Source organism: Citrobacter sp. CK189 (assembly GCF_030333505.1).
Lineage (GTDB): Bacteria > Pseudomonadota > Gammaproteobacteria > Enterobacterales > Enterobacteriaceae > Citrobacter_B > Citrobacter_B koseri.
Window position 1 is genome coordinate 643640 of the sequence record NZ_JAOWFV010000040.1, and the last position, 26105, is coordinate 669744.

20 protein-coding genes and 1 pseudogene are annotated in these 26105 nt (G+C 55.2%); 13 read left to right on the forward strand and 8 right to left on the reverse strand.

Features of this window, described 5'->3' with window-relative positions; genetic code table 11:
• Positions 1-40: 40 nt before the first annotated feature.
• The 5 genes from mrcB (at position 41) to fhuB (ending at position 8821) form a co-directional block, all read left to right on the forward strand.
• Positions 41-2581 carry a bifunctional glycosyl transferase/transpeptidase gene (gene mrcB, locus OGV83_RS21300; RefSeq protein WP_012134009.1) on the forward strand — a complete coding sequence of 847 codons (2541 nt, stop codon included), beginning with the start codon at positions 41-43 and terminating at the stop codon, positions 2579-2581.
• 350 nt (positions 2582-2931) lie between these two features.
• Complete coding sequence (gene fhuA / locus OGV83_RS21305) at positions 2932-5106, forward strand: ferrichrome porin FhuA (RefSeq protein WP_071257599.1); 2175 nt, start codon at positions 2932-2934, stop codon at positions 5104-5106.
• A 48-nt stretch (positions 5107-5154) separates the two neighbouring features.
• A complete protein-coding gene (gene fhuC, locus OGV83_RS21310; protein WP_012134007.1) occupies positions 5155-5952 on the forward strand; it encodes a Fe3+-hydroxamate ABC transporter ATP-binding protein FhuC in 798 nt (265 codons plus the stop codon).
• Positions 5952-6842 (forward strand): Fe(3+)-hydroxamate ABC transporter substrate-binding protein FhuD, encoded by an 891-nt coding sequence (gene fhuD, locus OGV83_RS21315; RefSeq protein ID WP_024130692.1) that lies wholly within the window; start codon positions 5952-5954, stop codon positions 6840-6842. The genes fhuC and fhuD overlap by 1 nt, the downstream gene beginning before the upstream one ends.
• Positions 6839-8821 (forward strand): Fe(3+)-hydroxamate ABC transporter permease FhuB, encoded by a 1983-nt coding sequence (fhuB, locus tag OGV83_RS21320; protein WP_286464559.1) that lies wholly within the window; start codon positions 6839-6841, stop codon positions 8819-8821. Before fhuD ends, fhuB begins: the two co-directional genes overlap by 4 nt.
• A gap of 70 nt (positions 8822-8891) precedes the next feature.
• Here fhuB and hemL read toward each other — a convergent pair whose 3' ends face one another.
• Entirely contained in the window at positions 8892-10172 is a 1281-nt protein-coding gene (gene hemL / locus OGV83_RS21325; RefSeq protein WP_049011622.1) for a glutamate-1-semialdehyde 2,1-aminomutase, read from the reverse strand.
• Positions 10173-10342: 170 nt separating this feature from the next.
• Here hemL and clcA point away from each other — a divergent pair, with 170 nt between their 5' ends.
• The 3 genes and pseudogenes from clcA to erpA all read left to right on the forward strand — a co-directional run bounded on the left by clcA (position 10343) and on the right by erpA (position 12189).
• Entirely contained in the window at positions 10343-11764 is a 1422-nt protein-coding gene (gene clcA / locus OGV83_RS21330; protein ID WP_047458831.1) for a H(+)/Cl(-) exchange transporter ClcA, read from the forward strand.
• 28 nt (positions 11765-11792) lie between these two features.
• Positions 11793-11852: pseudogene (gene yadW / locus OGV83_RS21335) on the forward strand (small protein YadW).
• Positions 11845-12189: an iron-sulfur cluster insertion protein ErpA gene (gene erpA, locus OGV83_RS21340; RefSeq protein WP_012134001.1), complete on the forward strand. Its 345-nt coding sequence runs from the start codon at positions 11845-11847 to the stop codon at positions 12187-12189. The pseudogene yadW and the gene erpA overlap by 8 nt, the downstream one beginning before the upstream one ends.
• A 105-nt stretch (positions 12190-12294) precedes the next feature.
• On the opposite strand, the gene OGV83_RS21345 is transcribed toward erpA, so the two are convergent.
• From OGV83_RS21345 to mtnN, 3 genes are read right to left on the reverse strand one after another with little or no spacing between them, the layout of a single operon-like run.
• Positions 12295-12918, reverse strand: a complete 624-nt coding sequence (locus OGV83_RS21345; RefSeq protein WP_012134000.1) for a TRIC cation channel family protein — start codon at positions 12916-12918, stop codon at positions 12295-12297.
• Positions 12919-12954: 36 nt separating this feature from the next.
• The gene (gene btuF, locus OGV83_RS21350) at positions 12955-13755 is read right to left on the reverse strand and encodes a vitamin B12 ABC transporter substrate-binding protein BtuF (RefSeq protein WP_012133999.1); all 801 of its coding nucleotides are present in this window, start codon (positions 13753-13755) and stop codon (positions 12955-12957) included.
• Positions 13748-14446, reverse strand: a complete 699-nt coding sequence (gene mtnN, locus OGV83_RS21355; protein WP_012133998.1) for a 5'-methylthioadenosine/S-adenosylhomocysteine nucleosidase — start codon at positions 14444-14446, stop codon at positions 13748-13750. Before mtnN ends, btuF begins: the two co-directional genes overlap by 8 nt.
• 83 nt (positions 14447-14529) lie before the next feature.
• Here mtnN and dgt point away from each other — a divergent pair, with 83 nt between their 5' ends.
• From dgt to cdaR, 3 genes are all read left to right on the forward strand, one after another.
• The gene (dgt, locus tag OGV83_RS21360; protein ID WP_012133997.1) at positions 14530-16044 is read left to right on the forward strand and encodes a dGTPase; all 1515 of its coding nucleotides are present in this window, start codon (positions 14530-14532) and stop codon (positions 16042-16044) included.
• Positions 16045-16176: 132 nt separating this feature from the next.
• Positions 16177-17598 (forward strand): serine endoprotease DegP, encoded by a 1422-nt coding sequence (degP, locus tag OGV83_RS21365; protein WP_012133996.1) that lies wholly within the window; start codon positions 16177-16179, stop codon positions 17596-17598.
• 157 nt (positions 17599-17755) lie between these two features.
• Complete coding sequence (gene cdaR, locus OGV83_RS21370; RefSeq protein WP_049011619.1) at positions 17756-18913, forward strand: DNA-binding transcriptional regulator CdaR; 1158 nt, start codon at positions 17756-17758, stop codon at positions 18911-18913.
• Between the two features lie 90 nt (positions 18914-19003).
• Here cdaR and OGV83_RS21375 read toward each other — a convergent pair whose 3' ends face one another.
• The 4 genes from OGV83_RS21375 to map all read right to left on the reverse strand — a co-directional run bounded on the left by OGV83_RS21375 (position 19004) and on the right by map (position 23928).
• Complete coding sequence (locus OGV83_RS21375) at positions 19004-19390, reverse strand: DUF3461 family protein (RefSeq protein ID WP_024130689.1); 387 nt, start codon at positions 19388-19390, stop codon at positions 19004-19006.
• Positions 19391-19499: 109 nt separating this feature from the next.
• On the reverse strand, positions 19500-20324 hold the full coding sequence (gene dapD / locus OGV83_RS21380) for a 2,3,4,5-tetrahydropyridine-2,6-dicarboxylate N-succinyltransferase (RefSeq protein ID WP_012133993.1): 825 nt from the start codon (positions 20322-20324) through the stop codon (positions 19500-19502).
• A gap of 30 nt (positions 20325-20354) precedes the next feature.
• Positions 20355-23027, reverse strand: coding sequence for a bifunctional uridylyltransferase/uridylyl-removing protein GlnD (glnD, locus tag OGV83_RS21385; protein WP_110494659.1), 2673 nt, complete (start codon positions 23025-23027; stop codon positions 20355-20357).
• 106 nt (positions 23028-23133) lie between these two features.
• Positions 23134-23928, reverse strand: coding sequence for a type I methionyl aminopeptidase (gene map / locus OGV83_RS21390; RefSeq protein ID WP_012133991.1), 795 nt, complete (start codon positions 23926-23928; stop codon positions 23134-23136).
• Positions 23929-24252: 324 nt separating this feature from the next.
• Here map and rpsB point away from each other — a divergent pair, with 324 nt between their 5' ends.
• Positions 24253-24978, forward strand: a complete 726-nt coding sequence (gene rpsB / locus OGV83_RS21395) for a 30S ribosomal protein S2 (protein ID WP_012133990.1) — start codon at positions 24253-24255, stop codon at positions 24976-24978.
• A gap of 134 nt (positions 24979-25112) precedes the next feature.
• Positions 25113-25964 carry a translation elongation factor Ts gene (tsf, locus tag OGV83_RS21400; protein ID WP_024130688.1) on the forward strand — a complete coding sequence of 284 codons (852 nt, stop codon included), beginning with the start codon at positions 25113-25115 and terminating at the stop codon, positions 25962-25964.
• The last annotated feature ends 141 nt before the right edge of the window (positions 25965-26105 follow it).

Genomic DNA, 26105 nt, shown 5'->3' on the forward strand with positions numbered 1-26105 from the left:
AGAATCGGGCCTTTGCGCCTGTATGTTGCGGAGAAAAAGCATGGCCGGGAATGACCGCGAGCCAATTGGACGCAAAGGGAAACCACCGCGTCCGGTGAAACAAAAGGTAAGCCGTCGTCGACTCAGAGATGAAGAGTACGACGACGATTATGATGATGACTATGAGGATGAAGAACCGATGCCGCGTAACGGTAAGGGCAAAGGGCGTAAGCCTCGTGGCAAGCGTGGCTGGCTCTGGCTACTGCTAAAACTGTCGATTGTTTTTGTCGTGCTGATTGCGATCTACGGCGTCTATCTGGATCAAAAAATCCGTAGCCGTATTGATGGCAAAGTCTGGCAGCTTCCTGCGGCGGTATATGGCCGGATGGTTAACCTTGAGCCGGAAATGCCCGTCAGCAAGAATGAAATGGTGAAATTGCTGGAGGCCACCCAGTACCGTCAGGTGACGAAAATGACGCGTCCCGGCGAGTTTACCGTGCAGGCGAACAGCATCGAGATGATCCGCCGTCCGTTTGACTTCCCGGACAGCAAAGAAGGGCAGGTGCGTGCGCGTCTGACCTTTGACGGTGGCCACCTGGATACGATCGTGAATATGGATAACAACCGCCAGTTTGGTTTCTTCCGTCTCGATCCGCGCCTGATCACCATGCTCTCTTCGCCGAACGGCGAACAGCGCCTGTTCGTGCCGCGCAGCGGTTTCCCGGATCTGCTGGTGGATACGCTGCTGGCGACGGAAGACCGTCATTTCTATGAGCACGATGGCGTTAGCCTGTATTCCATCGGTCGTGCGGTGCTGGCGAACCTTACCGCCGGGCGCACGGTTCAGGGGGCGAGTACGCTGACGCAACAGCTGGTGAAAAACCTGTTCCTCACCAGCGAACGCTCCTACTGGCGTAAAGCGAACGAAGCTTACATGGCGCTGCTGATGGATGCGCGCTACAGCAAGGACAGGATCCTTGAGCTGTACATGAACGAAGTCTATCTCGGCCAGAGCGGCGATAACGAGATTCGCGGCTTCCCGCTGGCGAGCCTGTACTACTTTGGCCGCCCGGTTGAAGAGTTGAGTCTCGATCAGCAGGCGCTGCTGGTGGGGATGGTGAAAGGGGCGTCAATCTACAACCCGTGGCGTAACCCGAAACTGGCGCTGGAGCGTCGTAATCTGGTGCTGCGTCTGCTGCAACAACAGCAGGTGATCGACCAGGAGCTGTACGACATGCTGAGCGCGCGTCCGCTGGGCGTGCAGCCGCGCGGCGGGGTGATCTCGCCACAGCCAGCCTTTATGCAGATGGTGCGTCAGGAGTTGCAGGCGAAGCTCGGCGACAAAGTGAAAGACCTTTCTGGCGTGAAGATCTTCACCACCTTCGATTCCGTGGCGCAGGATGCGGCTGAAAAAGCGGCCGTTGAGGGCATTCCGGCGCTGAAGAAACAGCGCAATCTGAGCGATCTGGAAACCGCGATTGTGGTGGTAGACCGCTTCAGCGGCGAGGTGCGTGCGATGGTCGGCGGGGCGGAGCCGCAGTTCGCCGGGTACAACCGTGCGATGCAGGCGCGCCGTTCTATCGGCTCTCTGGCAAAACCGGCGACCTATCTGACGGCGTTAAGCCAGCCGAAGCTGTATCGCCTGAACACCTGGATTGCCGACGCGCCGATCGCGCTTCGTCAGCCGAACGGGCAGGTCTGGTCTCCGCAGAACGATGACCGTCGTTACAGCGAAAGTGGCAAAGTGATGCTGGTGGACGCGCTGACGCGCTCCATGAACGTACCGACGGTGAATCTGGGGATGGCGCTGGGGCTTCCTGCCGTCACCGATACCTGGATGAAGCTGGGCGTGCCGAAAGATCAGCTGCATCCGGTTCCGGCCATGCTGCTGGGGGCGCTGAACCTGACGCCAATCGAAGTGGCGCAAGCGTTCCAGACCATCGCCAGCGGCGGCAACCGGGCGCCGTTGTCAGCATTGCGTTCGGTGATTGCGGAAGATGGTACGGTGCTGTATCAGAGCTTCCCGCAGGCTGAGCGCGCGGTTCCGGCGCAGGCGGCGTATATGACGTTGTGGACGATGCAGCAGGTTGTGCAGCGCGGCACCGGGCGTCAGCTGGGCGCGAAATATCCGGGTCTGCATCTGGCGGGTAAAACCGGGACCACCAACAACAATGTCGATACCTGGTTTGCAGGGATTGATGGCAGTCAGGTGACGATTACCTGGGTGGGGCGCGATAATAACCAGCCGACGAAACTGTACGGCGCCAGCGGCGCGATGTCGATTTATCAGCGTTATCTGGCGAACCAAACGCCAACGCCGCTGACGCTGACGCCGCCGGAAGATGTGGTGGATATGGGCGTCGATTACGACGGTAATTTCGTCTGTAGCGGTGGAATGCGTGCGCTGCCGGTCTGGACGACCGACCCGGACGCGCTGTGCCAGCAGGGCGAAATGATGCAACAGCAGCAGCCGACCGGGAATCCGTTCGATCAGTCTTCTTCGCAGCAACAGCAGCCTCAACAGCAGCAACCGGCGCAGCAGGAGAAGAAAGACAGCGACGGCGTGGCGGGGTGGATCAAGGATATGTTTGGTAGTAACTAACCGTTGCGCCTGATGGCGCTGCGCTTATCAGGCCTACAGAACCAATAAACGCATTGGATCTTGTAGGCCGGATAAGACGCGCCAGCGTCGCCATCCGGCAAGATGGCAAAAACAGGCGCGAACCGTAGGCCGGATAAGGCGCGCTAGCGCCGCCATCCGGCAAATTTCCGCAGAATAACATTCCAGCCTAAATCATTAACCCTTCCTTTTCATCTGGTTATTTCTTAACCCCTTAGTTTTGATAGGGGCGCGTATTGCTTGCTATCGCGCCAACGTTTCGAATATTATGCTGCGGTCATAAGAATAATTCTCGTTTACGTTATCATTCACTTTTCATTAGAGATATACCAATGGCGCGTCTTAAAACTGCTCAGCCAAACTCTTCGCTGCGTAAAATCGCAGTCGTAGTAGCCACAGCGGTTAGCGGCATGTCTGTCTATGCACAGGCGGCGGTTGAACCGAAAGAAGAAACTATCACCGTAACCGCTGCACCTGCCCAGCAGGAAAGTGCCTGGGGACCATCACCAACGATTGCGGCCAAACGATCCGCAACCACCACCAAGACCGATACCCCGATTGAGAAAACACCACAGTCTGTTTCGGTGGTGACTCGTGAAGAGATGGATATTCATCAGCCAGGCTCAGTAAAAGAGGCTTTGGCATATACTCCAGGGGCTGCCGCTTCAACACGCGGCGCTTCTACCACCTATGATTTTGTTATTATTCGTGGTTTTTACACGCCAGGCCCAACCCCGAACAATTACCTGGATGGCATCAAATTACAGGGTGACTACTACAGTTCTGCTGTTGTTGATCCCTATATGCTTGAACGTGTGGAATTGATGCGTGGACCGACGTCCGTTCTTTATGGAAAAAGTAATCCGGGCGGCTTGATCTCTATGGTAAGCAAAAGCCCGACGTCAGAGCCTTTAAAAGAAATTCAATTTAAAATGGGAACAGACAATCTGTTCCAGACTGGTTTTGATTTCAGCGATTCTCTGGATGATGATGGCGTCTATTCTTATCGCTTAACAGGGCTTGCTCGCTCAAACGATGAGCAACAGGATTTTGCGAAGCAGAAGCGTTATGCCATTGCTCCCGTGTTTAGCTGGAAACCGGATGAGAAAACAAACCTGACACTGCGTGCAAATATCCAGAATGAACCTTCAACGGGTTTTTATGGCTGGTTGCCGAAAGAGGGGACGGTAGAACCCTTACCTGACGGTTCTCGTATTCCAGTAAGTTTTACCGATGCTGCTCCTAACAATACCTATTCTCGCTACCAAAGAATGGTCGGGTATAGCTTTGAGCACAGTTTCGATGACACATTTACCGTGCGCCAAAATTTACGTTATAGCCAAATTAAGACATCTCAGCAAACAGTGTACGGTTTTGGTGCTGTTGGCAACCAACTGACCCGACAGAGTATTGTCGCGAATGAAAACTATAATGATTTTGGCGTAGATACACAGTTGGAAAGCAAGTTTGCTACAGGTGATGTGGCGCATACTCTGCTGACGGGTGTTGACTATTCTCGTCTGCGTAACGATATCGACAACGCTTATGGTACAGCGCCTCCGTTAGATATGAATAATCCTGTATATGAGGATGTCGTGTTCCCGGATGCGAAACCTTTCCAGTTAAATACTCAACATCAGACTGGCCTGTATGTTCAGGATCAACTGGAATGGGATAAATGGGTTGCAACTCTGGGAGGGCGTTATGATTGGTCTGAGCAGGCAACAACAATTCGTTCCAGCAACCAGAAAGTTGAACGTAACGATGAGCAATTTACCTGGCGTGCCGGGATAAATTATCTCTTCGATAATGGCATTACGCCATATTTCAGTTACAGCGAGTCTTTCGAACCGAACCCGTCTAAAGCCTGGGCTGCTACACCTGCGGACAACGTTGCTTATGCTCCCTCTAAAGGTAAGCAATATGAAGCTGGTGTGAAATATGTGCCGAAAGATCTGCCTGTTGTAGTCACTGCTGCTGTCTATGAACTGACCAAAACGAACAATCTGACTTCTGATCCAAGTAATCCGTTTGCTCAGGTTCCGGCAGGTGAAGTGCGTTCACGTGGCGTTGAGTTAGAAGCGAAAGCGGCAGTTAATGCGAACATTAATATGACAGCGTCTTATACGTATACGGATGCTGAATATACGGAAGACACAACGCTGAAAGGCAAAACCCCTGTTCAGGTGCCGAAACATATGGCTTCGCTTTGGGGCGACTATACCTTTTACGAAGGTTACCTTTCTGGCTTAACGCTGGGGACTGGTGGCCGTTTAGTTGGCTCCAGCTATGGCGATCCGGAGAACTCCTTTAAGGTCGGTAGTTCAACTGTGATGGATGCAGTTGTGAAATACGATCTGGCTCGTTTGGGGATGGCGGGTTCCAGTGTTGCAGTAAATGTAACAAACTTGCTTGATCGTGAATATGTCTCCAGCTGTTTTGCTACCTATGGCTGCTTCTGGGGCGCGGAGCGTCAGGTCGTTGCAACCGCAACCTTCCGTTTCTAATTTCTCTCTGGGCACGGTTCGCCGTGCCCGCTTTACAAGTTGGCCGCTATGCAGGAAAACATAACCCGTCCCGACACGACTTTCGCCCTACGTAATGTCTCCTTTCGTGTGCCTGGCCGCACGCTTCTGCATCCTCTTTCGCTGACCTTTCCGGTGGGTAAAGTTACCGGGCTTATTGGTCACAACGGTTCAGGTAAATCAACCTTACTGAAAATGCTGGGGCGGCATCAACCGCCGTCGGAAGGCGACGTGTTGCTCGACGATCAGCCGTTGAACAGCTGGAACAGTAAAGCGTTTGCCCGCAAGGTCGCCTATCTGCCGCAGCAGCTTCCGCAGGCGGAAGGGATGACGGTGCGCGAGCTAGTGGCGATTGGGCGTTATCCGTGGCACGGCGCGCTGGGTCGTTTTGGCGTAACCGACAGAGAAAAAGTGGAAGAGGCGATTACGCTGGTGGGACTAAAACCACTGGCGCACCGTCTGGTGGACAGCCTCTCCGGTGGGGAACGTCAGCGGGCGTGGATCGCCATGCTGGTGGCTCAGGATAGCCGCTGTCTGCTACTCGATGAACCCACCTCCGCGCTGGATATCGCGCATCAGGTTGATGTGCTGGCGCTGGTGCACCGCTTAAGCCAGCAGCGTGGGCTGACGGTGATTGCCGTTTTGCACGATATCAACATGGCGGCCCGCTACTGTGATTATCTGGTGGCGCTGCGCGGTGGCGAAATGATTGCCCAGGGAACGCCAGCAGAGTTGATGCGTGGTGAAACGCTGGAGCTGATTTATGGCATCCCGATGGGCATTTTGCCGCATCCGGCTGGCGCCGCACCCGTGAGTTTTGTCTATTAATGAGCGGCTTACATTCTATTACCCGACGTCGATTGTTAACGGCGATGGCGCTTTCTCCTCTGCTCTGGCAAATGGGGCAAGCCCGGGCCGCAACCGTCGATCCTCATCGTATTGTCGCCCTGGAATGGTTGCCGGTAGAGTTGCTGTTAGCGCTCGGCATCATGCCTTACGGTGTGGCGGATATTCCCAATTATCGCCTGTGGGTTAACGAGCCCGCATTGCCGGAGTCGGTCATTGACGTTGGGCTGCGTACCGAACCTAATCTGGAACTGCTGACCGAAATGAAGCCCTCATTTATGGTCTGGTCGGCAGGCTATGGCCCTTCGCCTGAAAAGCTGGCGCGTATCGCGCCGGGGCGCGGTTTTAGCTTCAGCGACGGCAAAAAACCGTTAGCGGTAGCGCGTCAGTCGTTAATTGAAATGGCGCAACTGCTTAATCTTGAGTCTGCGGCCAGCCGCCATCTGGCGGAATACGATAGCTTTATCGACAGCCAGAAACCGCGCTTTGCCCGGCGTGGCGACCGGCCTCTGCTGCTGATGACGTTGCTCGATCCGCGCCATATGCTGGTTTTCGGCCCGAACTGCTTATTCCAGGAGACGCTGGACGCGTTCGGCATTCGCAATGCCTGGCAGGGGGAAACCAATTTCTGGGGCAGCACTGCGGTTGGTATCGACCGGCTGGCGGCCTATAAAGACGCTGACGTCCTCTGTTTTGATCACGGCAATAACCCGGATATGGCTGCGCTGATGGCGACGCCGCTGTGGCAGGCGATGCCGTTTGTGCGCGCCGGACGTTTTCAGCGCGTGCCTGCCGTCTGGTTTTATGGCGCGACGCTGTCGAGCATGCGTTTCGTGCGCATTCTGGATAATGCGCTGGGAGGTAAAGCGTGAGCCGACGTATTGCGCTATTTCCGGCGTTGCTGCTGGCGGTGTTATTTATCGCCGCTGCCTGGCTGACCTGGTTTAACTTCTCCATCGCATTGCCGCGCAGCCAGTGGCAGCAAGCGTTCTGGTCGCCGGATATCGACAGCATTGAGCAAATGATTTTCCACTATAGCCTGCTACCACGCCTGGCGATCGCCTTGCTGGTCGGGGCCGGACTTGGGCTGGTGGGCGTATTGTTCCAGCAGGTGCTGCGTAACCCGCTGGCGGAGCCAACGACGCTCGGCGTGGCGACAGGGGCGCAGCTCGGGATTACTGTAACGACGCTATGGGCGATTCCCGGCGCGATGGCCACGCAATTTGCGGCGCTGGCAGGCGCGTGCGTGGTGGGGGCGCTGGTGTTTGGCGTCGCCTGGGGAAAACGCCTGTCACCGGTTACGCTGATTCTCGCCGGTCTGGTGGTGAGCCTGTATTGCGGGGCGATTAACCAGCTGATGGTGATTTTCCACCACGACCAGTTGCAAAGCATGTTCCTGTGGAGCACCGGAACGCTGACGCAAACCGACTGGAGCGGGGTGCAGAGGCTGTGGCCGCAGCTGCTGGGCGGTGTGATGCTCACTTTGCTATTGCTGCGTCCGATGACCCTGATGGGGCTGGATGACGGCGTGGCGCGCAATCTGGGGCTGGCCTTGTCGCTGGCGCGTCTGGCGGCTTTATCGCTGGCGATCGTGCTCAGCGCGATGCTGGTTAACGCCGTTGGGATTATCGGCTTTATCGGCCTGTTCGCCCCACTGCTGGCGAAAATGCTTGGCGCGCGTCGCTTACTGGCGCGCCTGATGCTGGCGCCGTTGATTGGCGCGCTGATCCTCTGGCTTTCCGATCAGACCATTTTGTGGCTGACCCGCGTCTGGATGGAGGTCTCCACGGGTTCCGTGACAGCGCTGATTGGCGCGCCGCTGTTGCTGTGGCTGCTGCCGCGTCTGCGCAGCATGAGCGCGCCGGCAATGAACGCCAATGACCGCGTAGCGGCGGAACGCCAGCATGTGCTGAGTTTTGCGCTGGCAGGCGGTGTCGTGCTGCTGTTAGCGGTGTTCGTGGCGCTCTCTTTTGGCCGTGACGCGCACGGCTGGAACTGGGCGAGCGGCGCGCTGCTGGATGAACTGATGCCCTGGCGCTGGCCGCGTATTCTGGCGGCATTGATTGCGGGCGTGATGCTGGCGGTGGCGGGGTGCATTATTCAACGCCTGACCGGAAACCCGATGGCCAGCCCGGAAGTGCTGGGGATCAGCTCCGGCGCGGCGTTCGGCGTGGTGCTGATGCTGTTCCTGGTGCCGGGTAACGCCTTTGGCTGGCTGCTGCCTGCCGGGAGCATCGGCGCGGCGACGACGTTGCTGATCATCATGGTCGCGGCAGGACGCGGGGGCTTTTCTCCGCACCGTATGCTGCTGGCGGGGATGGCGCTCAGTACGGCGTTTACGATGCTGTTGATGATGTTACAGGCGAGCGGCGATCCGCGCATGGCGGGAGTGCTGACCTGGATCTCCGGTTCGACCTACAACGCGTCGGAAGAACAGGTGGTACGCACCGGCATTGTGATGGTGATTCTGCTGGCGATTACGCCGCTGTGTCGTCGCTGGTTAACCATTTTACCGCTGGGCGGCGAGACGGCGCGGGCGGTGGGTATCGCGTTGACGCCATCGCGTGTTGGGCTGTTGTTGCTGGCGGCCTGTCTGACGGCGACCGCGACGATGACCATTGGGCCGCTGAGCTTCGTTGGGCTGATGGCGCCGCATATCGCGCGGATGCTCGGTTTTCGCCGCACGATGCCGCATATGATTATGTCGGCGCTGGCGGGGGGAATACTGCTGGTTTTCGCTGACTGGTGCGGCAGAATGGTGTTGTTCCCGTATCAAATCCCGGCGGGATTGCTCTCGACGTTTATCGGCGCGCCGTATTTTATTTATCTGTTACGCAAGCAGAGCCGGTAATGGTGCCTTATCCGGCCTACGGCGCCATATGTAGGCCGGGTAAGCGTAAGCGCCACCCGGCAATGATGATTTACAGCTTCGCAAATACCCGACGCGCGGCATCGATGGTGTTGTTGATATCGTCCATGCTGTGCGCCACGGACATAAAACCTGCCTCGAAGGCGGACGGCGCCAGGTAAACGCCTTCATCCAGCATCATGTGGAAGAAACGTTTGAAGCGCTCAACGTCGCATGCCATTACATCCTGATAGCAGTTTACGGATTCCGCGTCGGTAAAGAAGATGCCGAACATACCGCCGACGTGATTCACCACCAGTGGAATATTGGCTTCCTGCGCGGCATCCAGCAGGCCTTCTGCCAGTCGGGTCGTCAGTTCGTCCAGCGTCTCGTGAATCCCCGGCTGGGCGACTTCGGTCAGGCAGGCGAAACCCGCCGCCATGGCAATCGGGTTGCCGGAAAGCGTTCCCGCCTGGTAAACCGGGCCAGTCGGCGCCAGTGCGTCCATCACATCGCGGCGTCCGCCAAATGCGCCTACCGGCATACCGCCGCCGATGATTTTGCCCAGACAGGTCAGATCCGGCACTACGCCGTAATAATCCTGTGCGCCCGCCAGCGCCACGCGGAAACCGGTCATCACTTCGTCGATGATCAGCAGCGCGCCGAATTCGTCGCACAGGGCGCGCAGGCCCGGCAGGAATTCCGGCAGCGGAGGGATGCAGTTCATATTGCCCGCCACCGGCTCGACGATAATACAGGCAATCTCTTGCGGATATTGTTCGAACGCCGCGCGTACAGAAGCCAGATCGTTATAGGTGCAGGTCAGGGTATGTCTGGCGAAATCAGCCGGAACGCCCGGTGAGTTCGGCTGGCCCAGCGTCAGTGCGCCGGAACCCGCTTTCACCAGCAGGCAGTCGGCGTGGCCGTGGTAGCAGCCTTCAAATTTGATGATCTTGTCGCGACCGGTGAAGCCGCGCGCCAGGCGAATCGCACTCATTGTGGCTTCGGTGCCGGAGTTCACCATCCGCACCATGTCCATAGTCGGCACCAGTTCGGTGACCAGCTCCGCCATTTTAACTTCCATCTCGGTCGGCGCGCCGAAGCTCAGCCCGCGCGCAGCGGCTTCAATCACTGCATTACGGATGGCGGGGTGGTTATGGCCCAGCACCATCGGACCCCAGGAGCCGACGTAATCGATGTACGCTTTGCCATCGACATCATACAGATACGCGCCGTCTGCTTTTTCGATAAACAGCGGGGTGCCGCCCACGCCAGTGAAGGCGCGAACAGGGGAGTTGACGCCGCCGGGGATAAGCTCGCGCGCTGCGCTGTAGAGGTTTTCAGACTTGCTCATGGATGGGGTTCCTGGTTCGTAGAAAAAGTGAATGCCCTTTATTCTAAGTTATTCACAGAAGGTTATGAACATTTTGCGCATTTGAAACATGACGATTTACAGGGGATTTTCCCGAAACAGGCGGGTACAATGCCGCTTCTGTATTTGTATTACCAATTAATGATCATCTGATGAACACAGACACTCCCACTTTCGAAGCACAGCAAGTTGTGCGCTTACGGCGCGGGGATCTGATCCGCAGACTACTTCAGCGGGATAAAACGCCGCTGGCCATCTTATTAACGGCGGCGGTGGTCGGCACCGTCACGGGTCTTATTGGCGTTGCGTTTGAGAAAGCCGTGACCTGGGTGCAGAACTTACGTATCGGCGCGCTCGTTCAGACGGCCGATTACGCGATTCTGGTCTGGCCGCTGGCCTTTATCCTCTCTGCGCTGCTGGCGATGGTCGGTTATTTTCTGGTGCGTAAGTTTGCGCCAGAAGCCGGTGGGTCGGGCATCCCGGAAATAGAAGGCGCGCTGGAAGAGTTGCGTCCTGTTCGCTGGTGGCGCGTGCTGCCGGTGAAATTTGTGGGCGGTATGGGAACGCTGGGCGCTGGCATGGTGCTGGGGCGGGAAGGGCCGACGGTACAAATCGGGGGCAATATCGGGCGGATGGTGCTGGACCTCTTCCGTATGCGTAGCGCCGAGGCGCGTCACACCTTACTGGCAACCGGTGCGGCCGCAGGGTTATCGGCAGCCTTTAACGCGCCGCTGGCGGGGATCTTATTTATCATCGAAGAGATGCGCCCGCAGTTTCGCTACAATTTAATTTCGATCAAAGCCGTGTTTACGGGCGTGATCATGTCGAGCATTGTGTTTCGTATTTTTAACGGTGAAGCGCCGATTATTGAGGTCGGGAAGCTCTCAAACGCACCGGTTAATACGCTATGGTTATATTTAATCCTCGGTATGATTTTTGGCTGCGTCGGGCCGCTGTTCAATCACCTGGTATTGCGCACTCAGGATATGTTCCAGCGTTTTCACGGCGGTGAAATCAAAAAGTGGGTTCTGATGGGCGGCGCGATCGGCGGCCTGTGCGGCATTCTCGGCTTAATTGAGCCGGAAGCGGCGGGCGGTGGATTTAATTTGATCCCCATTGCGGCGGCGGGGAATTACAGCGTAGGCCTGCTGCTGTTTATTTTTATCGCCCGCGTCCTTACCACGCTGCTTTGTTTCTCATCCGGTGCGCCCGGCGGAATTTTTGCGCCAATGCTAGCGCTGGGGACGTTGCTCGGCACCGCATTTGGTATGGCGGCTGCGGCGTGTTTTCCGCAGTACCATCTGGAGGCCGGAACATTTGCGATTGCCGGAATGGGCGCGTTGCTGGCGGCGTCGGTGCGTGCGCCTTTAACGGGAATCGTGTTAGTGCTGGAGATGACCGATAACTATCAGCTCATTTTGCCAATGATTATTACCTGTCTTGGCGCAACACTATTAGCACAATTTATGGGCGGAAAACCGCTATACTCCACCATCCTTGCGCGCACGCTGGCGAAACAGGATGCGGAGCAGGCGGCAAAAAGCCAGCGGTCGGCCGCTGGTGAGAATACTTGAATGAAATACCAGGGTATTAGATAATGCCATAACGATTGGGTTATAATTTGCCCAATTGCCAATGTCGTTTGGAGCAAAAAATGAGTGATGACGTAGCGCTGCCACTGCAATTTACTGAAGCAGCAGCCAAGAAAGTAAAAAGCCTGATCGCTGACGAAGATAACCCGAATCTGAAACTGCGCGTGTATATCACCGGCGGTGGTTGCAGCGGTTTCCAGTACGGTTTTACCTTTGATGATCAGGTGAACGAAGGTGATATGACCATCGAGAAGCAGGGTGTTGGCCTGGTGGTTGACCCGATGAGCCTGCAATATCTGGTAGGCGGCGCTGTCGATTACACCGAAGGTCTGGAAGGTTCCCGCTTTGTGGTCACCAACCCGAATGCGAAAAGCACCTGCGGGTGTGGTTCGTCCTTTAGTATCTGATGTATTGCCGGATGGCGACGCAGGGCGTCTTATCCGGCCTACGGTGCGTGTTGCTGCGTTCCTGAATGTAGGCCCGATAAGCGTCAGCGCCATCGGGCAGTGAAATCAACGCCCGTTCTCATCCAGAGCAAACGTCGGTAATTTTAAATGCCAACGAATTGCGGCCAGACGAATCATTAACGTCACAACCATCCCCATCATACTGGCGCTTTCCAGCGGCACGGAAAAGGTATAAAACGCCGTCGCATGCACGATGCCGCCGATAATACAGGCCGTGGCATAAATCTCCGTGCGCAAGATCATCGGCACTTCACGCGCCAGCACGTCGCGGATAATCCCGCCGCCGACGCCGGTAATCACGCCCATACAGATGGCGACCAGCGGGCCTGTTTCAGCAAGGAACGCCTTATTGACGCCGATACCGACGAACACCGCGAGGCCGACGGCATCCAGCACGGGAAGCATCCATTTAGGCAATCGTCTCGGCTGGCGCACCAGCAAAATGGTGAGCATGCTGGTGACCATCGCCACCACCAGGTCGGTCGGATCTTTGACCCAAAAGACGGGCCCGTTATCCAGCGCCATATCGCGGATCGTCCCGCCGCCCACTGCGGTCACGACGCCCAACACCAGTACGCCAAACGGGTCCATACGCAACTTTCCGGCCAGCAATACGCCAGAGATAGCAAAGACAGCTGTGCCTACAATATCCAGCCAATAGACGAGCATTATCGAATCCCCACTGAGAACCTGACTGCGCAGGTTCTATTCTACTTGTGAAAGCGCATTACAGAGTTGTTTTGCGGCGAGGATGATACGCGGGCTCGCGCGTTCAAACCAGTCACCATTCAGCGGTATAACCGGGATTTTTAGCTGGTTTTGCCAGTATTGTTCGATTTTAGGAATTTCGCCCGCATCGCCGGTAACGACAATCGCCTGCGGATGTCGGGCCAGCACCTGCTCGCGGCTGACCTGCGGCCAGGGGACGCGACTGCCCGCAAAAATATTTTCTCCGCCGCAGACCTCAAGAACCTGGTGCTGGATGGAGCCTTTTCCGCTGGTGAATAACGGATTCGCGCCAAACTGGAGAAAAACGCGTTTTTTCGGTTTATCAGCGTACTGCGACTTTAGCGCAGCATACTCGTCCAGCAGCGTTTGCGCCGCGCGTCTGGCTTTTTCTGGCTCAGGACTCCATGCGGCAAGCTGGCGCAGTGCGTCGGCGACCTGCTCAATGGTTACGGCATCCACCCACATGATTTTAATGCCCAGGGACGCCAGCTGGTTAACCTGCCGTTCAGCATTGCCCCCTCGCCAGGCGATGACCAGGTCGGGTTTGAGCGCCACAATACGTTCCAGATTCATCCCTTGCCAGGTGGAGACTTCTTCGATGTTTTTCGCTTGCGGGGGATAGTCGGAATAACTGCTGACGCCAACGGGCGTGATCCCTGCGGCAAAGGCAAGTTCGGTGTTGGAAGGGGAGAGGGAAACGACGCGCGGTGCGGCGCAAAGCCACAGCGGAAGGGCTAAAAGCAGGGCGGCCAGCGCCCTGGAGAATAATTTAGCCATGTGCCAGTTTCTGCACCAGTGTTTCAACCATCAGACTGGACTGCTTCGCGGCTACGGCCAGGAATTCGTCAAAGCTGAGGTGGGATTGCTGATCGGCCACATCAGAGATGGCGCGAACTACCACGAAAGGCACGTTGAAGTTATGGCAGACATGCGCGATCGCAGTCGCTTCCATTTCCACGGCAATCGCCTGCGGGAAATTGTGGCGGATTTTCGCCAGGCCCACGGAGCCGTTAATGAAAGCGTCGCCGCTGACGATCAGTCCGCGAACCGCATTCAGGTTGAGTTTTGCGATGCAGGATTCCGCCGCCGCGATCAGCGCGTCGTCGGCTTTAAAACCTGCCGGGCAGCCAGGGAGTTGACCAAATTCATAACCAAACGCGGTAACGTCGGCGTCGTGATAACGCGCTTCATCGGAAACGACGATATCGCCGACTGTCAGCGTCGGGGCCAGACCGCCAGCGGAACCGGTATTAATAATGACATCCGGCTTGCAACGTTCCAGCAGCAACGTTGCGCCCAGCGCCGCCGCGACTTTACCGATGCCGGATTTCAGCAGCGCAATCTCGGTCCCGTTCAGTTGGCCGGTGTAAATTTCACAACCGCCCAGGGTGATCGTCTGACGGTTTTCGATTTTGTCACGCAGCAGCGTAACTTCTTCTTCCATTGCACCAATGATGCCGATTTTCATAGATTTACTCGCGATAAGCCAGATTTGAGGGCATAGTCTATCATGCGCTTAAGGGGAAGCGCATTTCTCAGGCGGGAGAGGACATGGCACAGATCGATTTCCGAAATAAAATTAACTGGCATCGTCGTTATCGTTCACCGCAGGGTGTGAAGACCGAACATGAGATCCTGCGGATCTTTGAAAGCGATCGTGGACGCATCATCAATTCCCCGGCGATCCGTCGGCTTCAGCAAAAAACGCAGGTCTTTCCACTGGAGCGTAACGCCGCCGTTCGGACGCGGTTGACGCATTCTATGGAAGTGCAGCAGGTCGGGCGTTATATCGCGAAAGAGATCCTGAGCCGGTTAAAAGAGTTAAAGCTGCTGGAACAATACGGTCTGGATGAACTGACCGGCCCCTTTGAGAGCATTGTGGAAATGTCCTGTCTGATGCATGACATTGGCAATCCGCCGTTTGGTCATTTCGGCGAGGCGGCGATCAATGACTGGTTTCGCCAGCGCCTGCACCCGGCGGATGCGGAAAGCCAGCCGCTTAGCGACGACCGCTGCGCGGTGGCGGCGCTGCGTCTGCGTGAAGGCGAGGAGTCTTTGAATGATATTCGTCGCAAGGTGCGCCAGGATTTATGTCATTTCGAGGGCAACGCGCAGGGCATCCGCCTGGTGCATACATTAATGCGCATGAATCTGACCTGGGCGCAGGTGGGCGGCATTTTAAAATACACTCGCCCGGCATGGTGGCGAGGAGAAACGCCCGCGACGCACCGTTATTTAATGAAGAAGCCGGGGTATTATCTCTCTGAAGCGCCGTATATTGAGAGGTTACGTAAAGAACTTGCGTTAGCGCCTTACAGCCGCTTCCCATTAACATGGATTATGGAGGCCGCCGATGATATCTCTTATTGCGTGGCCGATCTGGAAGATGCCGTCGAGAAAAGAATCTTCAGCGTTGAGCAGTTATATCACCATCTTTACGAAGCATGGGGCCACCATGAAAAAGGATCGCTGTTTACTCAGGTTGTTGAGAATGCCTGGGAAAAATCTCGCTCAAATTCGCTAAGTCGCAGTACGGAAGATCAGTTCTTTATGTATTTGCGCGTGAATACGCTAAATAAACTGGTGCCCTACGCCGCTCAGCGTTTTATTGATAATCTGCCGCAAATCTTTGACGGCAGTTTCAATCATGCGCTGCTGGAAGACGCCAGCAGCTTCAGCCAGTTGCTTGAGTTATATAAAAATGTGGCGATAAAACATGTGTTTAGCCACCCGGATGTTGAACAACTGGAATTACAGGGCTACCGCGTCATCAGCGGGTTATTAGAAATTTACCAACCGTTATTACGTATGTCCCTGGTCGATTTCAGGGAACTGGTTGAAAAAGAGCGGGTGAAGCGTTTTCCAATAGAATCTCGTTTATTCCAGAAGCTCTCTACGCGCCATCGCCTGGCTTACGTGGAGGCCGTCAGTAAATTATCGCCGGAGGCGCCGGAGTATCCCACGCTGGAATATTATTATCGCTGCCGTTTGATCCAGGATTATATCAGCGGGATGACGGATCTGTACGCCTGGGATGAATACCGGCGTCTGATGGCGGTTGAATAATAAATACGCTTTTGTAAAGATGGACAATAAATTTTTACTTTTTCCAGAAACTTTATTCTGGAACTTCGCGCTATAAAACGAATCTGACGTACACAGCAATTTTGCGTTATCTGTTAATCGAGATTGAAACACATGAAAAAAACCACATTAGCAATGAGTGCACTGGCTCTGAGTTTAGGTTTGGCGCTGTCCCCCCTGTCTGCAACGGCGGCTGAGACGGCGTCTTCGGCAACGACTGCCCAGCAGATGCCAAGTCTGGCACCGATGCTCGAAAAAGTGATGCCATCGGTGGTGAGTATCAACGTGGAAGGTAGCACAACCGTCAACACGCCGCGCATGCCGCGTAATTTCCAGCAGTTCTTTGGCGATGATTCGCCATTCTGCCAGGACGGTTCGCCGTTCCAGAGTTCTCCGTTCTGCCAGGGCGGGGGTCAGGGCGGCGGTCAGCAACAGAAATTTATGGCGCTGGGCTCCGGCGTCATTATTGATGCCGCAAAAGGTTATGTCGTCACCAACAACCATGTGGTGGATAACGCGACGGTCATCAAAGTTCAACTGAGCGATGGCCGTAAATTTGACGCCAAGGTCGTCGGTAAAGATCCGCGCTCTGATATCGCGCTGGTTCAAATTCAGGACCCGAAAAATCTGACGGCCATTAAGCTGGCGGATTCCGACGCGCTGCGCGTGGGGGATTATACCGTCGCTATCGGCAACCCGTTTGGTCTGGGCGAAACGGTGACTTCCGGTATCGTCTCCGCACTGGGCCGTAGCGGTCTGAACGCGGAAAACTACGAAAACTTTATCCAGACGGATGCCGCCATCAACCGTGGTAACTCCGGTGGCGCGCTGGTGAACCTGAACGGCGAACTGATCGGGATTAACACCGCGATTCTTGCGCCGGACGGCGGCAACATCGGTATTGGTTTTGCTATCCCCAGCAACATGGTGAAAAACCTGACCTCCCAGATGGTGGAGTATGGCCAGGTTAAACGCGGTGAGCTGGGTATCATGGGGACGGAGCTAAACTCGGAACTGGCGAAGGCGATGAAAGTCGATGCCCAGCGCGGCGCGTTTGTCAGCCAGGTGATGGCGAACTCTTCTGCGGCGAAAGCCGGTATTAAAGCCGGGGATGTGATCACGTCCCTGAATGGTAAGCCGATCAGCAGCTTTGCCGCGCTGCGCGCCCAGGTGGGTACGATGCCGGTAGGCAGCAAAATCAGCCTTGGTCTGCTGCGTGATGGCAAGCCGGTGACTGTCAACCTGGAACTGCAACAGAGCAGCCAGAATCAGGTTGATTCCAGCTCCATCTTCAATGGTATTGAAGGCGCGGAAATGAGCAACAAAGGCCAGGATAAAGGCGTTGTTGTCAGCAACGTGAAGCCGAATACGCCGGCTGCGCAGATTGGCCTGAAGAAAGGGGATGTGATTGTGGGGGCCAACCAGCAGGCGATTAAGAACATCGCTGAGCTGCGTAAAATCCTCGACAGCAAACCTTCTGTTCTGGCGCTGAATATTCAGCGCGGCGATAGCACCATCTATCTGCTGATGCAGTAATTCCTCTCTTGCCCTTTTCCTGTCCGGGAAAAGGGCATTTCTCACATTCTGTGAGGCCCCCCACAACTCCATACTTCTCTGCTTTAGTTTGTGCAGATGCACAATGATGCAGGTTAGCATCTTCCCTATGCTTGAGCTCTGCTCACAGGAGGGGATTATGGCTGGCTGGCATCTTGATACCAAAATGGCACAGGATATTGTGGCGCGCACAATGCGCATCATCGATACCAATATCAACGTAATGGATGCCCGTGGGCGTATTATTGGTAGCGGCGATCGGGAGCGCATTGGTGAATTGCACGAAGGCGCGCTGTTGGTGCTGTCGCAGGGGCGCGTGGTCGATATTGATGATGCGGTGGCGCGGCATCTTCACGGCGTGCGCCAGGGGATCAACCTGCCGTTGCGCCTGGAAGGGGAGATCGTCGGCGTTATTGGTTTAACCGGTGAGCCGCAACACCTGCGAAAATACGGTGAGCTGGTCTGTATGACTGCCGAAATGATGCTGGAGCAGTCGCGGCTGATGCATCTGCTGGCCCAGGATAGCCGTCTGCGTGAAGAACTGGTGATGAACCTGATTCAGGCTGAGGAAAATACGCCAGCGTTGACGGAGTGGGCGCAGCGGCTGGGTATCGACCTGAACCAACCGCGTGTGGCTGCCGTGGTTGAAGTGGACAGCGGGCAGCTTGGCGTTGACAGCGCGATGGAGGAGTTGCAGCAGTTGCAAAATGCGTTAACGACGCCTGAACGCAACAATTTGATTGCTATCGTTTCTTTGACGGAAATGGTTGTGCTGAAACCGGCGCTGAATCAGTTTGGGCGCTGGGATGCGGACGACCATCGCAAGCGTATTGAGCAGTTGATTGCCCGGATGAAAGAGAACGGGCAATTGCGCTTTCGGGTCGCGCTGGGGAACTATTTTACCGGCCCGGGCAGTATCGCCCGTTCCTGGCGCACTGCGCGTACTACCATGATGGTGGGCAAGCAGCGTATGCCGGAGCAACGCAGCTACTTTTACCAGGATTTGATGCTGCCAGTGCTGCTGGACAGCCTGCGTGGTGGCTGGCAGGCCAATGAGCTGGCGCGCCCGCTCTCAAAGCTGAAAGCGATGGATAATAACGGGCTGTTACGCCGGACGCTGGCCGCGTGGTTTCGCCATAACGTGCAGCCGCTGGCAACGTCGAAGGCGCTCTTTATTCACCGTAATACGCTGGAATACCGTCTGAACCGCATCTCTGAGTTGACGGGGCTGGATTTGGGCAATTTTGACGATCGGCTGTTGCTGTATGTCGCGTTGCAACTGGACGAGCAGCATTGATTGCCTGATGGCGCGACGCTTATCAGGCCTACCGGGAGTTACCTGTAGGCCGGATAAGGCGTAACACGCCGCCATCCGGCAACACACAGATTACTTACGCGTTAGTTTTTCCAGATCCGCTTCGATTTCGTTGATCTTGTTGGCGACCACGCTTTCCAGATGACGTAAATCATCCAGGATCTTACGTTTGAGATCGACTTCCGTGCGATCACGCTGGCAGATCTGATCCAGCTCATCGATCACATAGCGCAGGTTAGGACTGATCTCCTGCACCTCTTTGTAACCTTGTCCGATACCATCGGCGACGACGGTTTTACGCTGGCGGGGATATTTGAACTTTACGCTTTTGGCAAAGAACTCGCCTCTATCCTTCTGGAAATAGATTTTCAGGATATCGTTGTTGGCTTCTTGCCGCAGGCTGTAACGATCGATTTCTTCAGGATTGGTAATGCCCAGACTTTTCAGATTGTCATACATAGCGGTACCCTTCATCTCAACATAACCTATGAATAATTAACGAAAAGTTCTCTTTCCGCCAGCCACAGATGTAAAAAAAGCGGGCTCAGCCCGCTTTTTCAAATCATTGTTAGTCGATGGTACGTAACAGCTCGTTGATCCCGACTTTGCCGCGCGTCTTCGCGTCGACTTTTTTCACGATGACCGCACAGTACAGGCTGTACTTACCGTCTTTCGACGGCAGGTTGCCGGAAACCACAACGGAGCCTGCCGGTACGCGGCCATAATGGATTTCGCCCGTTTCGCGATCGTAAATACGGGTGCTTTGACCGATGTACACGCCCATAGAGATGACGGAACCTTCCTCAACGATCACCCCTTCAACCACTTCAGAACGCGCGCCGATGAAGCAGTTATCTTCGATGATTGTCGGGTTCGCCTGTAGCGGTTCCAGTACGCCGCCGATGCCGACGCCGCCGGACAGGTGTACGTTTTTACCAATCTGCGCGCAGGAACCTACGGTCGCCCAGGTATCTACCATCGTGCCTTCATCAACGAATGCGCCGATGTTTACGTAGGATGGCATCAGCACGGTGTTGCGTGCGATAAACGCGCCCTGACGCACAGCGGCAGGCGGCACTACGCGGAAGCCTTCTTTCTGGAAGCGCGCTTCGTCATAGTCGGCGAATTTCATCGGTACTTTATCGAAGTAGCGGCTTTCCGCACCGTCGATAACCTGGTTATCGTTAATACGGAAAGAGAGCAGAACCGCTTTCTTCAGCCACTGGTGAGTCACCCACTGGCCATCAATCTTTTCTGCCACACGCAGCGCACCGGAATCCAGCAGAGAAATGACCTGGTTAACCGCTTCGCGGGTCACGGTATCTACATTCGCCGGAGTGATGTCGGCACGGCGCTCGAAAGCGGACTCAATAACGTTCTGTAACTGCTGCATTGTTAAACTCTTTCCATATGAATAAACACACTACCCTTTATCGTTTGGATTGAGGGCCGCTGTCAACCGTTGATGCACTTCCTGCTGTAGCTCATTATTAAGGGCACGCCGGTCGGCTGTCGCGATTATGAATAAATCTTCTACTCGCTCGCCAATGGTTGTAATTCGGGCGCCATGAAGCGAAATTCCCAGATCGGCAAAAATTTGCCCGACCCGCGCCAGCAGGCCCGGCTGATCGAGAGCGATAAGTTCAAGGAACGATTTTCTGTCGGTGTGAGTAGGCAGAAAAGTGACCTCGGTATCGACGGTAAAGTGGCGCAGTTTGGCCGGCTGGCGACGCGGCTGCGGAGGCTGCCAGCTGCTCTGGGTAATCGCCTGCTCCAGTCCAAAACGGATGGCTTCGTGACGGTCGGCGGAGAGAGGGCTGCCGTCCGGCTCCAGCACAATAAAAGTATCCATCGCCATGCCGTCGCGGGTGGTGAAGATTTGCGCGTCATGAACGCTCAGATTGCGCCTGTCCAGTTCTGCGCAAACGGCGGCAAACAGATAAGGGCGGTCAGGACTCCAGATGAAGATCTCCGTTCCGCCGCGCGTGGCCTGTGGGCTGACCAGAATCAGCGGTCGGGTCAGATCGTGCTGTAACAGATGACGCGCATGCCAGGCCAGCTGATTCGGGCTATGGCGCACGAAATAGTTAGCGCGGCAGCGTGTCCAGATTTGATGCAGCGCCTCTTCGTTTATATTGTCCATTCGCAGCAGCGCCAGCGCCTGAAGCTGATGATGGCGCACGCGTTCGCGCATATCCGGCGTGTTTTGCATGCCGCGACGTAGCTGTTTTTCGGTGGCGAAGTACAGTTCGCGCAACAGGCTTTGCTTCCAGCTGTTCCACAGCGTTTCGTTAGTGGCGCAAATGTCAGCGACCGTCAGGCATACCAGGAAGCGCAGACGGTGTTCCGTTTGCACCTCTTCGGCGAACTGTTTGATGACCTCAGGGTCCTGGATATCGCGCCGCTGGGCGGTAACCGACATCAGCAGGTGCTGGCGTACCAGCCAGGCGACCAGTTGCGTTTCGCGTGAGTTCAGGCCGTGCAGTTCGGCAAATTTGAGCACGTCCTGCGCGCCGAGTACCGAGTGGTCGCCGCCGCGCCCTTTGGCGATATCATGGAACAGCGCCGCGATCAGGATCAGTTCCGGTTGCCGCAGGCGCGGCCAGAGATCGACGCACAGCGGATGGCGCTGGCGGGTCTCTTCTTTGGCGAAACTTTCCAGCTTCAGCATCACGCGAATAGTGTGCTCATCCACCGTGTAGGCATGGAACAGGTCGAACTGCATTTGGCCGACGATATGCGACCATTGCGGCATGTAAGCCCAAAGCACGCTGTGGCGATGCATTGGCAGCAAACCGCGGCTGACGGCGCCCGGATGACGCAGCATACTGAGAAACAGAGAGCGCGCTTCCGGGATGTAGCACAGCGGCTGGGTCAGGTGGCGGCGGGCATGGCGCAGATGGCGCAGCGTGGTGGAATAGATGCCAGTGATGGTGCTATTGCGCACCATCGTATAAAACATCCGCAGGATCGCTTCCGGCGAACGGATAAACAGATCGTCATCGCGCAGGTCGATCAGCGTGCCGCGCAGTTGAAAATCGTCATCAATCGGGCGCGGTTTTTCATCGGCGGGTAGGGCGAGGATTGCTTCATCAAACAGCTGCAATAGCATCTGGTTCAGTTCGCTGACCCGACGCGTGACCCGGAAATAGTCTTTCATCATGTGCTCAACCGGCTCGTTGCCTTCGCCAGTGTAGTTGAGCCGCTGGGCAACGCTGAGCTGCCTGTCGAACAGCAGGCGGTTGTCGTAACGGCTGACCACCAGGTGCAGCGCGAAGCGAATGCGCCACAAAATATGCAGGCACTCGTTTAGCTCGGCGCGTTCTGCCTGGGTTAAGAAGCCGAAGCCGACCATCTCATTGAGAGACGTTGCGCCGAAGTGACGGCGAGCCACCCATTGCAGGGTGTGGATGTCACGCAGGCCGCCGGGGCTGCTTTTAATATCGGGTTCAAGGTTATAGCTGGTGCCGTGATAGCGCTGGTGGCGCTGGTTTTGCTCTTCGACTTTGGCGGCGAAAAATTTCTCCGACGGCCAGAAACCTTCACTGAAAATATGCTTTTGCAGCTCCAGAAAAAGCGCCACGTCGCCGATCAGCAGACGTGTTTCAATCAGATTGGTGGCGACGGTTAAGTCCGACAGCCCTTCCAGCAGACACTCTTCCAGTGTGCGCACGCTATGCCCAACTTCCAGCTTCACATCCCACAGCAAGGTCAGCAGTTCCCCGACTTTTTGCGCCTGAGCGTCGGGCAGCTTTTTACGGCTCAGGATGAGCAGGTCAATGTCGGAAAGCGGATGCAGCTCGCCCCGGCCATAGCCGCCGACGGCCACCAGGGCCAGATCGGCAATTTGCCCGAATCCGGCGTCGATCCACAGTCGTTGCAACAACTGGTCGATAAATTCGGTGCGGGCTTCAATCAATTGCTCTGCGGAAATCCCGCTGTCAAAAGCGTCTCCCAGCCACTGCTGGAAAATATCAATGTGGGCTTTAATTCCGCTGACGGTAAGCTCGTCACGCGACCAGGCTCCCGGATTTTGCGGTTGGCCGGGTAGGGTGGGGAGAGCCGTATTCGCGTGCTGTTCAGGAAGAGTATTCATTATGCGCCACCCATTAAAAAGCCGGATGCGGCGTTAACGCCTTATCCGGCCTACGGGTAAACGCTGATTGTAGGCCTGATAAGCGGTAGCGCCATCAGGCAAAAGTTTATGCGTCGTGCGTGATAATCGCCGGGATGGTGTCATCCTTGCGTAACGTCAGAATTTCACAGCCGTTTTCGGTTACCACAATAGTATGCTCGTACTGTGCAGACAAGCTTCTGTCTTTGGTTTTTACCGTCCAGCCGTCTTTCATGGTGCGGATGCGGTAATCACCGGCGTTCAGCATCGGTTCAACGGTGAACGTCATTCCCGGTTGCAGAACCACGCCGCCGTCGTCCGCATCGTAGTGCAGAACCTGCGGTTCTTCATGGAAGCCGCGACCAATCCCGTGACCGCAATATTCGCGAACGACAGAGAAACCTTCGCCTTCCGCGTATTTCTGAATGGCCGCGCCCAGCGTGCGCAGACGGATGCCCGGTTTGACCATTCGCAGCGCCAGATACAGGCTTTCCTGGGTTACACGGCACAGGCGCTCGCCCAGAATCGTCGGTTTGCCGACGATAAACATTTTCGACGTATCGCCGTGGTATTCATCTTTGATTACGGTTACGTCGATATTGACGATATCGCCGTCTTTCAGCAATTTGCCGTCGTCCGGGATACCGTGGCACACCACTTCATTAATGGAGATGCAAACGGATTTCGGATAACCGTGGTAGCCGAGGCAAGCGGAGATCGCGTGTTGTTCATTGACGATGTAGTCGTTGCAGATGCGATCCAGTTCCCCGGTGCTGACGCCCGGTTTGATATACGGTTCGATCATCTCCAGCACTTCAGCGGCCAGGCGGCCAGCGACGCGCATTTTTTCGATTTCTTCAGGGGTCTTGATTGAGATAGCCATGAATTCTGTCCATCGGTGTCGATTATTTCGACAATAATTGTGTAAGTGCTGTCAATGGTATCAGTCCAAAGCGTAGCCTGCCAAATTGAGAATCATTAACAGCACATCGAGCCAACAATTATTGGTGTCTGCGGCGTATTTGTGGTATAAAGCGCGCCGGACTTCCGTTCCATTCGAAGACTACACAAGATGGACTGAAGCGACAAATCTCACTTTGTGTAACAACACACACGTATCGGCACATATTCCGGGGTGCCCTTTGGGGTCGGTAATATGGGATACGTGGAGGCATAACCCCAACTTTTATATATAGAGGTTTTAATCATGGCAACTGTTTCCATGCGCGACATGCTCAAGGCTGGTGTTCACTTCGGTCACCAGACCCGTTACTGGAACCCGAAAATGAAGCCGTTCATCTTCGGTGCGCGTAACAAAGTTCACATCATCAACCTTGAGAAAACGGTACCGATGTTCAACGAAGCGCTGGCTGAACTGAACAAGATTGCTTCTCGCAAAGGTAAAATCCTTTTCGTTGGTACTAAACGTGCTGCAAGCGAAGCGGTGAAAGACGCTGCTAACAGCTGCGACCAGTTCTTCGTGAACCATCGCTGGCTGGGCGGTATGCTGACTAACTGGAAAACCGTTCGTCAGTCCATCAAACGTCTGAAAGACCTGGAAACTCAGTCTCAGGACGGTACTTTCGAAAAGCTGACCAAAAAAGAAGCGCTGATGCGCACTCGTGAGCTTGAGAAACTGGAAAACAGCCTGGGCGGTATCAAAGACATGGGCGGCCTGCCGGACGCACTGTTCGTTATCGATGCTGACCACGAGCACATTGCTATCAAAGAAGCAAACAACCTGGGTATCCCGGTATTTGCTATCGTTGATACCAACTCTGATCCGGACGGTGTTGACTTCGTTATCCCGGGTAACGACGACGCAATCCGTGCTGTTAGCCTGTACCTGGGCGCTGTAGCTGCAACCGTTCGTGAAGGCCGTTCTCAGGATCTGGCTTCTCAGGCGGAAGAAAGCTTCGTAGAAGCTGAATAATAAGGCACGCTCGTTCGAGCCCCCTTATAAACCAGGTAGTATCACGTTTGGTTAGGGGCCCTTTAGGCCCCTTTTTCACTTTTAAATCTGTGCGGTTTGATGCCGGGCAGATCAAATCTTCCGAGGATTTTAGAATGGCTGAAATTACCGCATCCCTGGTAAAAGAGCTGCGTGAGCGTACTGGCGCAGGCATGATGGATTGCAAAAAAGCACTGACTGAAGCGAATGGCGACATCGAGCTGGCAATCGAAAACATGCGTAAATCCGGTGCGATCAAAGCAGCGAAAAAAGCAGGCAACGTTGCTGCTGACGGCGTGATCAAAACCAAAATCGACGGCAACTACGGCATCATTCTGGAAGTTAACTGCCAGACTGACTTCGTTGCTAAAGATGCTGGTTTCCAGGCATTTGCTGACAAAGTGCTGGACGCCGCTGTTGCTGGCAAAATCACTGACGTTGACGTGCTGAAAGCACAGTTCGAAGAAGAGCGCGTTGCTCTGGTGGCAAAAATCGGTGAAAACATCAACATTCGCCGTGTTGCTTCCCTGGAAGGCGACGTTCTGGGTTCTTACCAGCACGGTGCGCGCATCGGTGTTCTGGTTGCGGCTAAAGGCGCTGACGAAGAGCTGGTTAAACAGCTGGCAATGCACGTTGCTGCAAGCAAGCCTGAGTTCGTTAAGCCGGAAGACGTGTCTGCTGAAGTGGTAGAGAAAGAATACCAGGTACAGCTGGATATCGCGATGCAGTCTGGTAAGCCGAAAGAAATCGCAGAGAAAATGGTTGAAGGCCGCATGAAGAAATTCACCGGCGAAGTTTCTCTGACCGGTCAGCCTTTCGTTATGGAACCGAGCAAATCTGTTGGTCAGCTGCTGAAAGAGCACAACGCCGACGTAACTGGCTTCATCCGCTTTGAAGTGGGCGAAGGCATCGAGAAAGTTGAGACTGACTTTGCAGCAGAAGTTGCTGCGATGTCCAAGCAGTCTTAATTGTCGAAAAGGAGCCGCCTGAGGGCGGCTTCTTTTTGCGTCCATCTTGTAAATTCAGCCAACCCCTATAGTGGCTGCGCTGAAAAGCGACATACAATGTCGCCGGAATTAACTCATCTCAATCGTTGACAGTCTCAGGAA